Below are 17,665 nucleotides of genomic sequence, written 5' to 3'. Positions count from 1 at the left end.
GCGGGCGAGTGAATCACGAAAGCGCTGGCTTCAAAACGCATCAGCGAGAGATTTAGGGTGTTGATGAGATCCCTCGCTGACGCGTCGGGCTACCAAAAACCAATGCCGCACGCAAAAGCGCGGGCTTGAAACCTCACGCGTCCGGGGTGTGAATGTCGGCAAACGGCCACTGTCCAGTTGGGCGAGCCGAATGATGGATTTCAATCCCCCGCGGTGCAGATTCTAAAAAACGAGTCCGAATGTCATGATCTTGGCTCGGCATTCGACATTTTGTCGGATCAATCGTAGGGTGGCGGTCGCATTCACCGTTCGGTGTGCAAAGGCAGACAGGTATAATTAGCACCTGATCCCACCCGCTCTTGCCCCACCGTTTCGATATGCATCGATCGCTTTCGATCTTCTATGTTGTGTTGGTCACTGGTTTCGCGGCTAATTCATTGCCCGCCCAAAAACCACTGCAATTCAATCGCGACATCCGTCCCATTCTCTCCGAGAACTGCTACCACTGTCACGGGCCCGATGAATCCGGACGGAAAGCAGATTTGCGGTTGGATACCGAATCAGGCGCCAAAGAGTATGCGATTGTAGAATCGGATTCGCAGTCCAGCGAATTGATCGCTCGCATCTTCTCGGACGATCCCGATCTGTTGATGCCGCCGGCCGATAGCGAACGCACGCTCACGCAGGACGAACGCGAATTGCTACGTCGTTGGGTCGATGAAGGTGCGTCCTATCAACGCCACTGGTCGTTCCAGAAACCGACCGCTGTGGAACCGCCTGATGCCGGACGCGAATGGGCGAACAATCCGATTGACCGATTTGTCATCGCACAGCTGGACGCCCAGGCGCTGGTCCCTGCAGAGCAAGCCGACAAAGAAACTTTGCTGCGGCGGATGACCTTTGATCTGATCGGTCTGCCGCCGACCAGCGACGAGATCGACGCCTATTTGGCCGACTCATCACCACGATCGACCGAGCGCGTCATCGATCGACTGTTGGCCGATCCCCGCTATGGAGAACGCATGGCAGCCGACTGGTTGGATGTCGCCCGCTACAGCGACACCTATGGTTTCCAGGTCGATCGCGATCGCTTTGTTTGGCCGTGGCGTGACTGGGTCGTCGCTGCATTCAATCGCAATCTTGGCTATGACGAATTTCTGCGTGAACAATTGGCCGGCGACCTGTTGCCCGACCCAACCCGAGACCAAATCCTGGCCACCACCTTCAACCGCTTGCATCCGCAAAAGGTCGAAGGCGGAAGTGTGCCGGAGGAATTTCGCCTGGAATACATTGCCGATCGCACTCAGACCGTTGGCACGGCATTCTTAGGGCTGACGATGGAGTGCTGTCGCTGCCACACACACAAATATGATCCGATCCTGCATTCGGAGTATTACCAGCTGTCGGCGTTTTTTGCCAACATCGACGAAGCCGGATTGTATTCCTATTTCACACCCTCGGTCCCAACACCGACGTTGACGTTGCCGACCGATGATCAATCCAGCCAACTACGAAACGATCATGCTGATGTTGACCAAGCGTTGTTGGAATATCGACGCGCGCTCGCAAAAACACAGCATTTGCCTCCGCTGGATCAATGGATGGAAAACAGTGACGCGTCCAGCGAGCCGTTGTTTGCCAAACCGATCGAGACGCTGGATTTCGAATCCGCCCCCGAATCGCCGAACCAGTCGATTGACGGAAAAGTTGGCAAAGCGATTCGATTGACCGGTGACGATCCGGTGGATCTAAAATCGGGAAATTTCCGACGCGACCAACCCTTCTCGGTATCGCTGTGGATGAATTCGCCGGACGTCAAACAGCGCGCCGTGATTTTTCACCGCTCCCGTGCCTGGACCGATGCGGCGAGTCGTGGCTATCAATTGTTGATCGAAGACGGTCGATTGAGTTGGTCGCTGATCCATTTTTGGCCGGGCAACGCGATTCGCATTCAAACGGTCGATCCGATTCCCGTCGACCAGTGGATTCATGTCGCCGTCACCAGTGATGGATCCAGCCGTGCCAACGGACTTGCAATTTCAATCAATGGGCAAACCGCGGCGACCGAGGTTATCCGCGACACGTTGACCAAGAACATCACCGGTGGCGGCGGCGACCAAATTGCGATCGGCCAACGTTTCCGTGATCGTGGCTTCACCGGCGGTGCGGTGGATTCGTTCGACGTGTTTGATTGCGAATTGACCGAACTGGAAATCAAACGGCTTGCCACCGCCGATCAATCGCTCGCTTGGATCGCATCTCCGGTCCAGGATTGGAACGCGGACCAACGGCGACTGATGGCGGATCATCTGCAGCGTCGCCATGACAGCGAAACATTGCGACGGCGCAAGGAACTTGGCGACGCACGTCGAAAACTGTGTCAGACCCAAGATGCCTTGCAAGAGATCATGGTGATGCGAGAGTTGTCGCAACCGCGGATGACTCACCGGTTGGATCGCGGGGCCTACGACAGTCCTGCCGAGCAGGTCCAACCGGGAACTCCCGAAGCGATTTATCCATTTGATGATCGCTTTCGCAGCGATCGTCTTGGCCTGGCCGAGTGGATGTTATCGGCGGACAACCCGCTGACGGCCCGCGTCGCGGTCAACCGTCTCTGGCAAATGTGCTTTGGCATCGGCCTGGTCCGGACACCGGAAGATTTTGGCAGCCAAGGCCAATCGCCGACGCATCCCGAGCTACTGGATTGGCTGGCGATCGATTTTGTACAACACGATTGGGACATCAAGCGTGCCGTCAAACAAATCATGCTGTCGTCAACCTATCAGTTGTCCAGCGAACATTCCGATCCGAAAGTTTGGCGCCAAGACCCCGAGAATCGATCATTGGCTCGGCACAATGCGTATCGGTTACCCGCGGAAATGTTGCGAGACCAATCGCTTGCCATCTCGGGTAGCCTGGTGACTGAAATCGGCGGACCACCGGTCAAACCTTACGAGGTCGAGGCGTCATTCAAACCGACCGACCGTGACAAGGGGGCGGGATTGTACCGACGGAGTCTGTATACGTATTGGAAACGGACCGGACCGGCACCAGCAATGATGACGTTGGATGCGTCCAAACGCGATGTTTGCCGGGTACGACGCGAACGCACCTCGTCGCCTCTGCAAGCATTTGTCTTACTCAACGGTCCGCAATACGTCGAAGCGGCACGCGGATTGGCGTGTGAATTGATTGATCGTCATCGCGACGATGCGGATGCGTTGTTGTCCGCGGCGTTCCGAACGTTGACCAGTCGCGCTGCGACCGCTGCGGAAAGTAACGTATTGAATGAGTTGTATGCCAAACAACTAGCGTACTTTCAAAACCATCCCGAACGTGCCGACGAATATCTGGCGGTGGGTGAACGCCAACTGCCTGCTGGCGTCGACCGACCGCAACTCGCTGCGACCGGAGTCGTGATTGGTGCGTTGATGAACTTTGACGAGAGTGTAATGAAACGATGAACGAATCCATGCCAACCACACCATCGCAGGACGCTCTGCTACGGCGACAGTTCTTTGCACGAGGCGGTCTGGCGATGGGCTCGCTCGCCATGGCTGGAATGCTGCAGGGCAACGCCCGTGGCGCCGATGCCCACCGCACCACATCCGGCACGCCCGCGCTGGCCAACGGGTTTCATCTGCCCCAGCGTGCTAAACGAGTGATCTATTTGTTCCAGTCCGGTGCGCCAAGCCAATTGGATCTGTTGGATTACAAACCACTGTTGAATGAGCGACAGGGAACCGAGTTGCCAGATTCGGTCCGCGGTGGACAGCGTCTGACGGGGATGAGTGGCAACCAATCCAGTTTGCCACTGGTGGGTTCGCCTTGGAAATTCTCTAAGCATGGAAACAGCGGCGCCGAGATCAGTGAACTGATGCCGCATCTGGCCACCGTCGCCGACGACCTGTGTATCGTGCGTTCGATGCACACCGAAGCGATCAACCACGGTCCCGGCGTAACGTTTTTGCAAACCGGCAGCATGTTTCCGGGCCGACCGAGTATGGGAGCCTGGGTCGATTATGGATTGGGCCAAGAAAATGAAGACTTGCCGTCGTTTGTGGTGATGGTCACAAAAAACAAAAGCGGACAACCGTTGGTGTCCCGGCTTTGGGGCAGCGGTTTTTTACCCAGCCGTCATCAGGGCGTTCGCTTTCGTAGCGGCAAAGACCCCGTGTTGTATCTGAACAATCCCGACGGAATCGATGCCTCCAGTCGCCGCGACGTCGTCACCGCACTCGAGCAGCTTCACCAAATCAAACTCGGCCAAACCGTCGATCCGCTTGTCCAAGCCCGCATCGCGCAGTATGAGTTGGCCTATCGAATGCAGGCCAGCATTCCCGATGCAACGGATCTAAGTGATGAACCGGAACACGTTTTTAATCAGTATGGCCCTGATTCAAAGAACCCCGGTACCTTCGCCGCCAATTGCATTTTGGCGCGGCGATTGGCCGAACGGGGCGTCCGATTCATTCAACTCTATCACCAGGGCTGGGACCATCACGGTGGCCTGCCGAAAGGCTTGCCCCGCCAATGCAGTGAAACGGACCAGGCCAGCGCGGCACTGGTTCAAGATTTAAAACAGCGGGGCATGTTGAAGGACACGCTGGTGATTTGGGGCGGAGAATTTGGACGCACCAATTATTGCCAGGGCAAACTGCAACCCGGCAATTTTGGACGCGACCACCATCCCCGCTGTTTCAGTGTTTGGATGGCTGGCGGAGGGATCAAGGCCGGCATGACCTACGGTGGGACCGATGAATTCGGTTACAACGTGACGGAAAACCCGGTCCACATCCATGACCTGCAAGCGACGATCCTGCACCAACTGGGCATTGATCACGAGCGTCTGACGTACAAGTACCAAGGCCGCCAGTTTCGTTTGACCGACGTGCACGGCGAAGTGCTGCACGACGTGATTGCCTAACGGAATGGGGCGTGGCTTGCGTCGCGAATCTGCGCGGTACCGTTACAGTTCGTCGTCGTCGGTATCCAGTTCCTGCGCGTCGAGCGCTTCGGCTGATTCGTCTTCGTCACCCAACCCAAGACAATCCATTTGGTCTTCGGTCAATCGGTAGTAGCCCAAATCGCGAACCACTTCCAGCACTTCGCTACAGGTCGGGAACATGCGACCACTCTTGCGTTTGTAGTCGTCCATGGCACGCATGAATTCGATTTCCGGATCCGAATAATCGCGTTCGCAAGTTGTCGGATCGATGTGACGTCGACGCTGCTTTTTACGGCGTGGGTTCGGCATCACTCCGACATCCAAGGCGTTTGGATCGCCCCGCCGTTCCGCTCTCGGTTGACGACGATCGATCGTCAGAATGCGGTCATCCGCATTGGCGGTTTGTTCTGCCGCTCCCGTTTCCGTGGTTTCGCATCCCTTCGCGTTTTGAACGGTCGTTTCCGCCTTCGCCTTGCTGCGTGAAACGGTTTTGTGGCTGTCAGCGTTGGTCATCGAATCAGATTTGGAAGCGGGCATGCGTTAGATTCCATAGGTAGACAAGTGAACCATCTGGCCCCGTGCGTTGCGTTCTCCAACCGTGAGTGCTGTTGCCAAGCGATCACGACTGTTTAGCTGTTGCGATGGTTCTCGCTGGTGAAGTGCTAAACGCTGAGCCAATAAAACCTAGCACGCGTTCTGGGTAAATGAGTCCGATTAGCGAAGCAAATCGGCCCAGTTAAAGCTTGCGGCCCTGGTAAGATAGCCGGCTGAACCGGTTGTGCCGGTTACGGTGAGAGTTTCGCGTAGCCGCGGACCAGTTGCTCGATGGCTTGGTCAATTTCCGCTTGGGAATTGAATTTCCCAATCCCAAAGCGAACGCTCCGCCGAGCTTCACTTTCGCTCCGCCCCAAACCGGTCAGGACGTGACTGGGCAACGCGTCCACACTGCTGCATGCCGAACCGCTGCTAAACGCGACGTCGGGACAAGCTGCCATCCAGGCTTCGCCTTCGATCGCCGGCAGCATGCAATTCAGGTTGCCGCTCAATCGTTCCGCCGACGCCAACGGTGGACCATTGATCACCAGCCCGTCGATCCCACCGGCCAGTCCAGTCCACAATCGATCTCGTAGGCCTGCAACGGTGGTTTCGGTTTCCGCCGCCTCTGTCGTTGCCACCTGCAGGGCGGCCGCACAGCCCACCACATTGGCGGGTGCCATGGTGCCACTGCGCAAGTTTCTCTGTTGGCCGCCGCCAACGATCAGGGGCTTGATCCGCACGCGGCGTCGGGTGGTGCCACCGGCCACTGTCAGCATCCCTACTCCTTTGGGGCCATAGAACTTGTGCGCCGATGCGCTTAGCAAATCCACATCGACTTGGCCCAAATTGACATCGATTCGACCGACCGCCTGTGTCGCATCGCTGTGCAGCAACGCTCCGCAGGAATGCGCGATCGCAGCGATCTGGGGCATCGGTTGGATCACACCGATTTCATTGTTGGCCCAGTGCACCGAGACCAGTGCGGTGTCATCATCGACCGCAGCGGCAAAGGCGTCTAAATCGACTTGTCCGGCTTGTGCGTGACCGGCCGGATGCACCGCCAACCGCGTCACTCGAAAACCATCCTTTTCCAGACGGCTTGCAACATCCAGCACCGATGGATGTTCAATCGCGGTGGTGATCAGGTGACGTCGCTTCTGTCGGGGATGGCGAAAGACTCCATCGATCGCCAAATTATTGCTCTCGGTGGCTCCGCTGGTGATCAGCACCGAATCGGCCGGCACCCCGATGGATTGGGCGATCACTGCCAATGCAGTTTCAATCGCTGCGGCCGCTCGGCGTCCACATTCATGGGACGTGCTGTGCGGGTTGCCGAAAAATTCGGTCATCCACGGCAGCATCTGGTCAACGACACGCCGGTCACAGGGAGTTGTCGCATGGTTGTCCAGATAGATCACGGCATTTCACGGCGGCACCCGTGTCGAAAGGTGTTATTGATACAGCGCGTCGAGCGCAAGTTGGCTCCAGGTTTCCAGCTCACCGCGCTGCCCACGCAAATCAGCGATGGAAACAAATTGCCCGTCTGCCAAATCCGCTTCGTTGCTTTGCACATGGGGTGATTGCAACACAAAACGATGAACCACTCCCAAGTGTACTTGGCCGACTTCGTTAGACGGATCGTAGATCAATCCTTCGCGTGTTTCACTATACGCCGCATCCAACTGAATCTCTTCAGCCAGCTCACGTTGCATCCCCGTGTTGTAAGCGTCACCGCCATCTGCCGCATCCTCGCGGCTGATGTGTCCACCGATACCGATGCTGCGTTTGGCGTGCAAACGTTTCTCGCCACCGCCACCGCCTCGGGTGTAGGTAAACAACTGGGTTTCCCCAGACGTCGGGTCGGTCCACTGCAAGACCACGTAGGGAATCAATTGTTTGAATCGAGGATCCGTCTCCATTGCCGATCGCGGCTGATACGACAGTTGGTCGCTTTGCAGAATGGGTCCCAGAAATCGATCCACATCGGATTCAAACCCGTCGATCACGCCAATCGAATCGATGACAGATGCAGGGATGACCAGGACGTGTTCTTCGGATTGGGGCATGAAAACTAGCTAGTCAGAAGGAAGTCGGTTCAGGGTGATTCAATCTCGCTGCGACGCTACTTAGACAACATTGCCAGCGCGTCGTTAAACGTCTTGCTCGGTCGCATCGCGGCCGAAGCTTTTGCGCAGTCGGGACGAAAATAGCCGCCCAGTTCGACTGGTTGACCTTGGGCGGCCGCCAGCTCGTCGACGATCGTTTGTTCGGCGTCACGCAATTTGGTCGCGACCGGGGCAAACAGCGCCGCCAATTCGGCATCGTCGCTCTGGCCCGCCAAGGCTTCCGCCCAGTACAGCGTCATATAGAAATGGCTGCCACGGGTATCCAATTCGCCGACACCGCGTTTGGGCGACTTGTCGTGTGTCAGGAACGCGTCGGTGGCATCTTCAAGCGTTTTGGCCAGCACTGCGATCTTGCTATTGTCGACCTTGCGGGAAAGGTCTTCCAAGGACACAGCCAGGGCCAGGAACTCGCCTAACGAGTCCCAACGCAGGTGTCCTTCGGAAACAAACTGTTGAACGTGTTTGGGCGCCGATCCGCCAGCACCGGTTTCGAACAATCCGCCGCCAGCGAGCAACGGAACGATCGACAACATTTTAGCACTGGTCCCCAATTCCAAAATCGGGAACAAATCGGTCAGGTAATCTCGCAACACGTTGCCGGTCACTGCGATCGTATCCTGGCCGTCACTCGCTCGCTGGCAGGCGTGCCGAGTCGCATCGGCCGTGTCCATGATTTGAATGTCTAAACCAGCGGTGTCGTGGTCTTTCAAATACTCGTTGACTTTGTTGATCAAATTCGCGTCGTGGGCGCGTTGTTTGTCCAACCAGAACACAGCCGGCGATCCGGTCAGGCGGGCGCGTTGCACGCCCAATCTAACCCAGTCTTTGATGGCCACGTCTTTGGTTTGGCACATTCGCCAAATGTCGCCCTTGGAAACGGCGTGTTCAAACACGGTGTTTCCGGCGCTGTCGCTGACGATGACAGTGCCATCGCCGGCGATCTCAAAGGTCTTGTCGTGCGATCCGTACTCCTCTGCCTTTTTGGCCATCAGTCCGACGTTACTGACGCTGCCCATTTTGGTGACGTCAAACGCGCCGTTTTCTTTACAGAACTCGATCACAGTTTGATAGACACTGGCATAACAACGATCGGGAATCATCGCTTTGGTGGCATGCAATTTTCCATCAGGCCCCCACATTTTGCCCGACGTTCGGATGGCGGCTGGCATGGATGCGTCGATGATCACGTCACTGGGCACGTGCAGGTTCGTGATGCCACGATCGGAATCGACCATCGCTAGCGGCGGTCCGGCGGTATAGGTCGCGGCAATGTCGTCGCGGATCGCGGCGGCTTGATCATCCGGCAAGCTTTCGAGTTTCGATTCCAGACCGCCGACGCCGTTGTTCGGATTGACGCCCAGAGCGGACAATGTCTCGGCATGTTTTTCGAAGACCGAAGCAAAATAGACGTTGACGGCGTGGCCGAACAAAATCGGATCGGACACTTTCATCATCGTGGCTTTTAAGTGCAACGACAGCAGCAAGCCCGATTGCCGCGCCTCTTGAATTTCACGCGCGTAAAAATCACGCAGCTTCGTGACGCTCATCACCGCCGCATCGACGACTTCTCCGGCTTCCACTGCGACGGGAGTTCGCAACTCGCTGCGAGAACCATCGGCGGCGACAAATTTAATGCTCAGTGAATCCTTGTTTTCGATCACGGCCGATTTTTCACTACCGTAAAAATCGCCTTCGCTCATGTGCGCGACATGCGAGGGCGAATCCGATTGCCAAACGCCCATCGAGTGGGGATGGGCTTGGGCGTAATTCTTGACCGCTGCGGCCACACGGCGATCCGAATTGCCTTCGCGGAGGACTGGATTGACGGCGCTGCCGAGAACTTTGGCGTAACGATTGCGAACTTCTTTTTCGGCATCCGTCTGCGGATCGCTGGGGAAATCCGGGACAGCAAATCCGGCCGCCTGCAGTTCCTTGATCGCTGCGGTCAGCTGGGGAATCGATGCACTGATGTTGGGCAGTTTGATGATGTTGGCGGACGGCTCGGTCGCCAGTTTCCCCAACCACGCCAACGCATCGTCGCAGCGTTGCTCTGCCGTCAACGATTCGGGAAAGTTGGCCAGAATGCGTCCTGCCAGCGAGATGTCTTTGGTTTCGATAGTGACGCCCGCAGCACTGGCGATCGCTTGCACGACGGGAAGCCAAGAATACGTTGCCAGCGCGGGCGCTTCGTCGGTGTGGGTGTAAACGATGTTCGCAGCAGGGCTCGACTCGGAATCATTCATATCGTTTCTAGGGGTAAGACAGTTTGGCTGGCAATGGAATTTGGATCCCGCCCTGGGAAAAAACTAGCAGGGCGAGAACGGGTTGTCATCAGTGCTGTTGGTGTTACACGTCAAGCAAACTTTCGCCGGTCATCTCGACGGGTTTTTCCAGTCCCAGCAGCGCCAGGATGGTGGGGGCGATATCGGCCAATCGTCCGCCTTCGCGCAGCGATTTGCCTTCGAGTCCCGGTTCGACAACGATCAACGGCACGTCATAGGTCGTGTGCGCCGTGTGGGGGCCGCCGGTTTCCGGGTTGATCATTTGTTCGCAGTTACCGTGGTCCGCTGTGATCACCAACGATCCGCCGGCAGCCAACGTGGCGTCGACAATTTTTCCGACACAGGCATCGACGGTCTGCACGGCTTTCACAGCCGCCTCCATGACACCGGTGTGTCCAACCATGTCGCCGTTGGCAAAGTTCACGATCAATAATTCGCTCTGCCCCGATTCGATTTCCTTCAACACATACTCAGTGACTTCGGCGGCCGACATTTCTGGCTTTTGATCATAGGTCGACACATCGCGCGGCGACTGTGCCATCGCCTGGGACTGGCCGGGGAACGGATCGTCACGGTAGTCGTTGAAGAAGAACGTGACGTGAGGGTATTTTTCCGTCTCGGCACAACGAAATTGCTTCAACCCTTGATCGCTCACGCATTGGCCAAGGATATTTGGCATCTTGGCCCGCTTTTCAAAAATCACTTCCACCGGCAAACCGGTTTCGTAGCCCGTCATCGTTGCATAGAACAGGTCGTCGATCTTTTTGCCCCGGTCGAAACCACCGCCATCGATCGCCGCCCATTGTGCGTCGTCGTACACAAACGCTTTGGTTATTTCGCGCGTCCGATCGCCACGGTAGTTGATGAACACGACGGCGTCGCCATCGCCGATCGTTGCCGGCGACTGCCCCTCGGGGACGATCGAAGTCGCTTCGATGAATTCATCACCGCTGCGACTCGGTTCGGTCGGATTGTCATAATAGGCCTGGATCGCTTGGGCAGCTGTCGGCGCTGTCCGCGCGGCACCTTGGGTCAACGCTTCGTAGGCCGCCTGGACGCGTTCCCACCGCAGGTCACGATCCATTGCATAGAACCGGCCCACGACCGTGCCGATTCGGCCGACGCCGGCAGAATCCAGTTTGTCTTGAATTTGTTGCACGTATCCGAGTCCGCCGGTCGGCGACGTGTCACGCCCGTCGGTGATCGCATGCACGACCAGACGATCCGCTGGCAAACCCGATTGCTTGTACAGATCGACGACAGCCAACGCGTGCTGCAAATCACTGTGAACACGCCCATCGGAAATCAGACCCAGGACGTGCAGTTTGCCGCCGCTGCGACGCACGTGTTCCAGGCTGCCGACGAGGACTTTATTTTCAAAAAATTCGCCTTCGCGGATTGCTCGCGTGATCCGCATCACCTCTTGGTCAACGATCCGTCCAGCACCGATGTTTTGGTGCCCGACTTCGCTGTTCCCCATCACGCCATCGGGCAGCCCGACATCTTCCCCCGACGTCTTGATCAACACGTTGGGGTAGCTGGCCATCAACGCATCAGCCACCGGTGTATCCGCTTGCAGCACTGCGTTCGATTTGTCCCACTTGGGGAACGGGTTCTTGCCCCATCCATCACGAACGATCAAAACGACAGGTTTTCGGCGAACTTGGGTCATGGCTTTGAAAAAAGGGGTGCAGGTGGATGGAGACAGTCAATTCATTTCACTGCGGTTTCTAACCGGCAATGGTAGCCCACCAGAGCGGTCCTCCAAAGTGGGCGAAAACCCGGTATCATCCGGCGCACGACAAAGATTCCCGTGCTGCCCACCCCTTCCTTCCCCACCCGGAAACTCCCCGGTATTTTCAATGCCCCTGATCGGACTGCAGTGCTGTGAATCGTCCCCCAGCAGACCGTTGTCCCCCACCGAACTATCGGGCCCGACGCTGGAGCGGCTGCGAGACGAGTTTGTCGCCGAGCATTCGCTGGACTTTGCCGACGAATCCAATCTGTGCCCACGGCTGCCGCCCGCATTGCCGTTCTATGCGCTGCCGGAGCAGCAGCTGTTGGCCTACGATCGGCACCGTGAAATCAGCGAATTGGGGCACGTCTTCCGTATCGCTAACGGTTTGCACGATTTCGTCGATGCCGTGGTGGTGACCGGTTCGGGATCCGCTTGGCGGGGGGCCCAAGCACTCGCTCAGGCCTGCTGCGATCCGTTTCACAATGAACTCAGCCGTGCGGCGCGAGGCAGCAAACCACGGATCTATTTCCAGTCAGCCGACTTTGACAACGATCGATTGCAATCGCTGTTGGCCCGTTTGGCCGCCGGCGGCTACAGCGACAGCGCCGCCGAGAGCCTGTGGGCATTGATCGCAATTGACCAACCCGCTCCCTGTGACGCACAGCGTTGGTTGATCGACCATTTGATGCGTCCACTGACAACCGCATCCGTCACGTCAAAAACCGAAAGCGGCGACCCGGTGCGGCAACAATTGGCAACGGCGATCGCCTATCCCGACAGTCCGCTGGTGCAACGCTTCGAACAACTGGGGTTCAATCCTCCGCTGCGAATTCCAATGACAACACCCGGTGCCTATAGCCTGCTGACGCCTGCGGGCCTGCTACCTGCCGCGTTCTTAGGATTCGACTGCATTCAATTGCTAGTTGGTGCGGCAGCGATGAACGAGCATTTCAAATCAACCCCGGCGGAAAAGAACATGGTGCTGCGCTATGTGGCCGCGAATCGCCAGGGCCAGCCGATCGGAACGGGACGGTTGTTGGCGGTCTGGTCGCGCAGCTTGCTGGCCATGGGCCACTGGGTCAGCGAATTGCACCGCGACAGCTTTGGCGGTGCTGCCGGACGCACCGAAACGGTACTCGGGATTGATCGCTTGTTAGATGCCGACAGCGAAACGTTGTCCAGCCTGCGCGGGCGAGTCTGCAACCACGTCCTGGTCCAATCGCCACGGACCGACCCGATTGACACCGCCGACGGAAACTTGCCCGATCGAGCGACAGACGCGATCGCGGCGACCCAATCGCGGTTGGCGGCGGCCGGGATTCGGCAAACCACACTGACGCTGCCCTTGATCGATCCCCATTCGCTGGGGCAACTGTTTCAGTTGTGGATGTTAGCGGCGTCAATCGAAGCCGCCGTGATCGAAGCGGGATTGGGGGTCTAAACCGGCGTTACAGTTTGAGGTACCCTCTGACGCTTCCCCCCAGGCTCTTTCAATCCTCGTGCTGCCCCGTTTCCCATGTCCGCCATTGACGACCTGTTTGCCCGGCTGAAATCTCAAGATCGAAAAGCATTGATGCCGTTCGTGACCGCGGGAGATCCCAATATTGAAACGACCGGGGCGATCCTGGATTCATTGGCCGGTGCCGGAGCTGATTTGTGTGAAGTCGGGATCCCGTACAGCGATCCGGTGGCCGACGGACCGGTGATCCAAGCATCGTATCAACGGGCGTTGGAGCACGGTTTCCGTTTGGACGACGCGTTTCGGCTGGGGAAATCCAAATCCGCCACGGTCGGATTGCCACTGGTGACGATGGTCAGCTACGCGATCATTTTTCGTGTCGGATTGCAGCGTTACGTGGAATTGGCGCAGGCCGCGGGATATGCCGGTGCGATCGTGCCCGATCTATTGGTCGAAGAAGCGGAACAGTTATCGAAGATCTGTCGGGCGGCTGATTTCAGTTTGATCCAATTGGTCACGCCGACCACGCCGCGCGAGCGCCAGGTCCAGATCGCAAATTCGTCGTCGGGGTTTTTGTATTACGTTTCCGTCACCGGGATCACCGGCGAGCGTACCGAACTGCCGCCGGATTTGATGGACAGCGTGACCTGGCTGCGTGGGCAAACCGAGTTGCCGATCTGCATCGGATTTGGAATCAGCGGTCCGGAAACCGCGGCCAAATTGGCGCCGGTTGCTGATGGATTGATTGTCGGTTCGGCGATTGTCCGCCGGATTGCTCAACAGAGCGACCCAACCGAGGCCGCCGCCGCGGTGGCCGAGTTCGTGACCGAACTGCGAACAGCGATCGATCTGGGCGGCTAATGCCCGAAAATTCGCCACGCTGGCAATCTGGGTAGTCTTTGCGGCTTCTCGCATTTGATTCGACGGCAAAATCAGAAAAAACCTACCTGCTATCGCTTGGAATCGCCGAAATCTACAGCAACACCGGTCCGACACGGATAATCCGGAGGCGTTGTGCCACCCGTGATGGAGAGTCCCGCGATCGTCGCGGGCGGCTCTGTAAAACGCCACCGGCCGGAGCGATTTGGAACTGTAGGAGGCAATTCCCATGCGACGAAAGTATCTTGGTTTAGCGATCGCTGCGATCACCGTTTTAGGGCCGGCATCGGCTTTTGGCGGCGATCGAGAGATTGCAGAAGAAATCATGACCCGTTTGAAGAGCAGCCGTGATTCCGGGGCTCTCAGCGATTTCACCCTCGACATGAAAGTGGACCACGGCGTAGTGCTGTTCCGCGGCAGTGTCAGTGAAACAGAGCAAAAAGAGCTGGTGCTGGCCGCCGCGAAAGACGTCAATGGCATTGCCAAAGTCGTCGACGAGGTCACGGTCAAACCAGCGGTGACGGTTGTCAAACCGAAACCGGCAAAGACCGCAAGTGTTGACAGCGATGAATCCATTCGAGACATGCTGTCCGCTGGCATTGAAACCCGCAACGCCGGTTTGGAGATCGCTCCTGGCGAAATCCGACCGACCGCCGCGGTTGAACTGGCCGCACCGGTCTCTGACGCCGAAGACCAAAATTTGGTCGCCGGGGTCGTGACCGCACTCGGCAATGCCCAGCGTGCTGGGCGTTTGAAAGGATTCGGCGTCGATGTGCAATGCAGCGGCGGCGTGGTGTCACTCAAAGGACGTGCTGGGTCATCGCAACAGCGTGACCAGATTGTCCAGATTGCCCAGTCGGTTCCCGGCGTTCAAGGTGTCGATCAAATGATCAGCCTGATCGGCCAAGAACCCGCCGGCGTGCCAACTCACATGGCCAGCAATCGAATGTCGCCTGTGAGCGTGGACCAAGTCCCCGCGATGCAAGCACCCTATCAAGCTCGTCGTCCTGCAGGCATCGCTCAAGTGGCTGCACCGATGATGGGTGGCCATCAAATGGCTGGCCAACCGATGGGAACTCCACAAATGGGCGCCCCGATGGCCGGACAACCGGTCGCAATGGGCTACGGCGGCGGTGGCGGTGCACCTCACTACGATTCGCCAAACATGCCCAATTACGCTTGGCCCGGTTACGCGTCGTACCCTAACTACGCCGCTTTGACCTACCCCCAGCAATACAGCCCTTCGGCATGGCCCTACATCGGCCCCTTCTACCCCTACCCACAAGTCCCATTGGGATGGCGTAAGGTGTCGTTGGAATGGGACGACGGCTGGTGGAATCTAGACTTCACCGATCGTTAAACCGAATCGGAAGCACCAAGACTCCAGTCACAGTTCTGGAAAATCGCTGCCGCGAAGGACGAATCCACCGTCCTTCGCGGCTTTTTTCGTTAACAGCCCGCGTGAAACAACGCCAGGCACCGCCGCAAATGTCGTGGATCGCTCCGCCGCCACAAATGTCGTGGATCGCTCCGCCGCCGCAAATGTCGTGGATCGCTCCGCCGCCGCAAATGTCGTGGATCGCTCCGCCGATCCAACGTTTCGGCGCACCTGGTTTCGACGCTGGATCCTTGCCGAGCAAGCGATGAAATTGCGTCGATCCATGCCAATGGCGTGCATCATACGGGCTATTTCGTTCCGGCAGAGCCGTTGATGACGGTGGTGCGTTGGATCGACGGAGCGATCCACGACGATGCCCTGCAGCGTGAAACTGCGGCCGGAGGTGGCGTTTCGGAGAATTCTCCCGAATTACCCGCAAGATCGGTATAAGTTCACACGATAACTACAGTACACAGCGGAACGAAACCGCGCTCAGAGCGCGGCGAATGTAATTGAAAACCACGGAAGGTCGCTCGGATGTCCAGCACGACGAATAGTCAAACCAAACACGCCGCCCAGACGTCGGGTCTGCATTCGGCTTCAAATGAGACGAGTTCCCTTTCGTCTCTCGCCCGTCAACTCAGCATGGCGATGGCTGCCCTTGTCGCCATCAGCTCGGCTGGCTGTTACGGCCTCGGCGGCACCAACTACAATCTCGGATTCTTGTCCTTTCCGATTCCCGTCAGTCCTTACTACCAGCACAAGGCGGAAGAGGACTTTTGGAAGAACGAACGATATGACAAAGTGCCAATCCTTGGCCCCACCACGTCCGGTGGTTCACCGGTCGCGTTGGATCCGCCCAGCGATGACGAAGTCATGCTCGCGTTGGAAGGTGCTCGCCCGATTCAAGGCGGCATCCCATTGATCTATGAAAAGCAACGCAATGACGTGCGGATCATCAAAGAAAAGATCGCCGACTACATTGACCCGCCCCGTTTCTATCCTTTGATCGGACCGGCTCAATTGCACCACGCACACTATAAGTGCACGATCTACTTTGAAGAGAAAGCGATCATCGGCTACCCGGTCCCACACACCCTGCATGATCGCGAAGCGGTAGAAGTCATCTACATTGACCACAACCACTTCCACATGGTCGGTGACGTCGAACCTTACACGACACCTACCCTGTGACCTGACCTGCGGTGACCCGTTCCGCTGCAATTGATCTGATCCCTGTCATGCAAAACTGTATGGCAGGGATTTTTTTTGCGCTCTCCATGGCAGATGTGCATAATAGGCGGTTCGACATTCCCGCTTCCTGAATTCCCACTCCCACCGAACAAGCCCATGAAACCCGCCCTCCTGGCCACGTTGCTGCTGACCACCGCCTGTCTCAATCCCGTGGTGAACGCGGCCGACGCCAAACCGGCCCCCGACCGCAAGATTGTCTTTAAAACCATTGGCGACGTCTCGCTGTCATTGCACGTGTTCGAACCACCTGCTGACCAGACAACGACGCCGCGGCCTGCGATCGTGTTTTTCTTTGGCGGCGGATGGGTAGGCGGGTCGCCAAGCCAATTCTATGGGCAAAGCCGTGCCATCGCCGACCGTGGCATGGTTGCGATCTGTGCCGAATATCGCGTCCGGAAAACACACGGCACGTCGCCGAAAGAATGCGTCGCCGATGGCAAGTCGGCGATTCGCTACGTCCGCAAACACGCCGCCGAGCTGGGAATTGATCCGAACCGAATTGCCGCCGGCGGTGGATCGGCCGGCGGACACGTTGCCGCAGCAACGGCGATGGTCGCTGATTTTGATGACCCGAATGACGACCCAACGATCAGTTGCCGGCCCGACGCATTGGTGTTGTTCAATCCAGTATTCGACAACGGCCCGGATGGCTACGGCTATGACCGGGTCAAAGACTACTGGCAGGCGATCTCACCGCTGCACCGGTTGAACAAACAATCGCCACCGACCATCGTCTTCCTGGGTACCAAAGACAAATTGATTCCCGCGTCGACCGGAAAAGCCTATGCGGCAAAGATGAAGGAGCTGGGCGTGCGCTGTGACTTGCATCTGTACGAAGGCGAAGGCCACGGCTTCTTCAACAAAGGCGACGCCTACGAAGACACTCAAGCAAAAACCATCGCGTTCCTGGAATCGCTGGGCTACCTTTCCTAGCTCAGGTCGATGATGTCGCCGCCAGTTCCGAACCGGTCGACCTGCACAAGGGAAAGCTTCGCACGAAATCAAACTCCACGCCAAGCCAGCGTTTTTCATCACAACCCGAGGCGTGAGTTTTGAAGTTGCGC

Annotated in this window: 12 protein-coding genes; 7 read left to right on the top strand and 5 right to left on the bottom strand. The window is 57.4% G+C overall.

Translation table 11 applies throughout. The annotated features are described in order from the left end of the window. Window positions 1-377 precede the first annotated feature (377 nt). Together NHH03_RS26480 and NHH03_RS26475 are read left to right on the top strand one after the other, a co-directional pair. Window positions 378-3,464, top strand: coding sequence for a DUF1553 domain-containing protein (locus NHH03_RS26480; RefSeq protein WP_253161366.1), 3,087 nt, complete (start codon window positions 378-380; stop codon window positions 3,462-3,464). Beyond that, window positions 3,461-4,927 carry a DUF1501 domain-containing protein gene (locus NHH03_RS26475; protein WP_253161365.1) on the top strand — a complete coding sequence of 489 codons (1,467 nt, stop codon included), beginning with the start codon at window positions 3,461-3,463 and terminating at the stop codon, window positions 4,925-4,927. Before NHH03_RS26480 ends, NHH03_RS26475 begins: the two co-directional genes overlap by 4 nt. A 42-nt stretch (window positions 4,928-4,969) precedes the next feature. Here NHH03_RS26475 and NHH03_RS26470 read toward each other — a convergent pair whose 3' ends face one another. The 5 genes from NHH03_RS26470 to gpmI form a co-directional block, all read right to left on the bottom strand. Beyond that, complete coding sequence (locus NHH03_RS26470; protein WP_390895640.1) at window positions 4,970-5,485, bottom strand: hypothetical protein; 516 nt, start codon at window positions 5,483-5,485, stop codon at window positions 4,970-4,972. A 248-nt stretch (window positions 5,486-5,733) separates the two neighbouring features. Further along, window positions 5,734-6,903: a cysteine desulfurase family protein gene (locus NHH03_RS26465; RefSeq protein ID WP_315861492.1), complete on the bottom strand. Its 1,170-nt coding sequence runs from the start codon at window positions 6,901-6,903 to the stop codon at window positions 5,734-5,736. 33 nt (window positions 6,904-6,936) lie between these two features. Then, the gene (locus tag NHH03_RS26460) at window positions 6,937-7,551 is read right to left on the bottom strand and encodes a phosphoesterase (protein WP_253161364.1); all 615 of its coding nucleotides are present in this window, start codon (window positions 7,549-7,551) and stop codon (window positions 6,937-6,939) included. 56 nt (window positions 7,552-7,607) lie between these two features. Beyond that, window positions 7,608-9,854, bottom strand: a complete 2,247-nt coding sequence (locus NHH03_RS26455) for an NADP-dependent isocitrate dehydrogenase (protein WP_253161363.1) — start codon at window positions 9,852-9,854, stop codon at window positions 7,608-7,610. Window positions 9,855-9,957: 103 nt separating this feature from the next. Beyond that, complete coding sequence (gpmI, locus tag NHH03_RS26450; protein WP_253161362.1) at window positions 9,958-11,565, bottom strand: 2,3-bisphosphoglycerate-independent phosphoglycerate mutase; 1,608 nt, start codon at window positions 11,563-11,565, stop codon at window positions 9,958-9,960. Window positions 11,566-11,755: 190 nt separating this feature from the next. Here gpmI and NHH03_RS26445 point away from each other — a divergent pair, with 190 nt between their 5' ends. The 5 genes from NHH03_RS26445 to NHH03_RS26425 all read left to right on the top strand — a co-directional run bounded on the left by NHH03_RS26445 (window position 11,756) and on the right by NHH03_RS26425 (window position 17,534). Then, the gene (locus NHH03_RS26445; protein WP_253161361.1) at window positions 11,756-13,072 is read left to right on the top strand and encodes a hypothetical protein; all 1,317 of its coding nucleotides are present in this window, start codon (window positions 11,756-11,758) and stop codon (window positions 13,070-13,072) included. A 75-nt stretch (window positions 13,073-13,147) separates the two neighbouring features. Continuing rightward, window positions 13,148-13,951 (top strand): tryptophan synthase subunit alpha, encoded by an 804-nt coding sequence (gene trpA, locus NHH03_RS26440; protein ID WP_253161360.1) that lies wholly within the window; start codon window positions 13,148-13,150, stop codon window positions 13,949-13,951. Window positions 13,952-14,198: 247 nt separating this feature from the next. Then, window positions 14,199-15,329 (top strand): BON domain-containing protein, encoded by a 1,131-nt coding sequence (locus NHH03_RS26435; protein WP_253161359.1) that lies wholly within the window; start codon window positions 14,199-14,201, stop codon window positions 15,327-15,329. A gap of 669 nt (window positions 15,330-15,998) precedes the next feature. Further along, window positions 15,999-16,541, top strand: coding sequence for a hypothetical protein (locus NHH03_RS26430; protein WP_390895642.1), 543 nt, complete (start codon window positions 15,999-16,001; stop codon window positions 16,539-16,541). A gap of 156 nt (window positions 16,542-16,697) precedes the next feature. After that, window positions 16,698-17,534 (top strand): alpha/beta hydrolase, encoded by an 837-nt coding sequence (locus NHH03_RS26425; RefSeq protein ID WP_253161357.1) that lies wholly within the window; start codon window positions 16,698-16,700, stop codon window positions 17,532-17,534. The last annotated feature ends 131 nt before the right edge of the window (window positions 17,535-17,665 follow it).

Origin of the sequence: Stieleria tagensis (assembly GCF_024129865.1) — a bacterium.
Taxonomy (GTDB): domain Bacteria; phylum Planctomycetota; class Planctomycetia; order Pirellulales; family Pirellulaceae; genus Stieleria; species Stieleria tagensis.
Note: the sequence above shows the minus strand (reverse complement) of the source record. Positions and strands in the feature narration are given on the sequence as shown.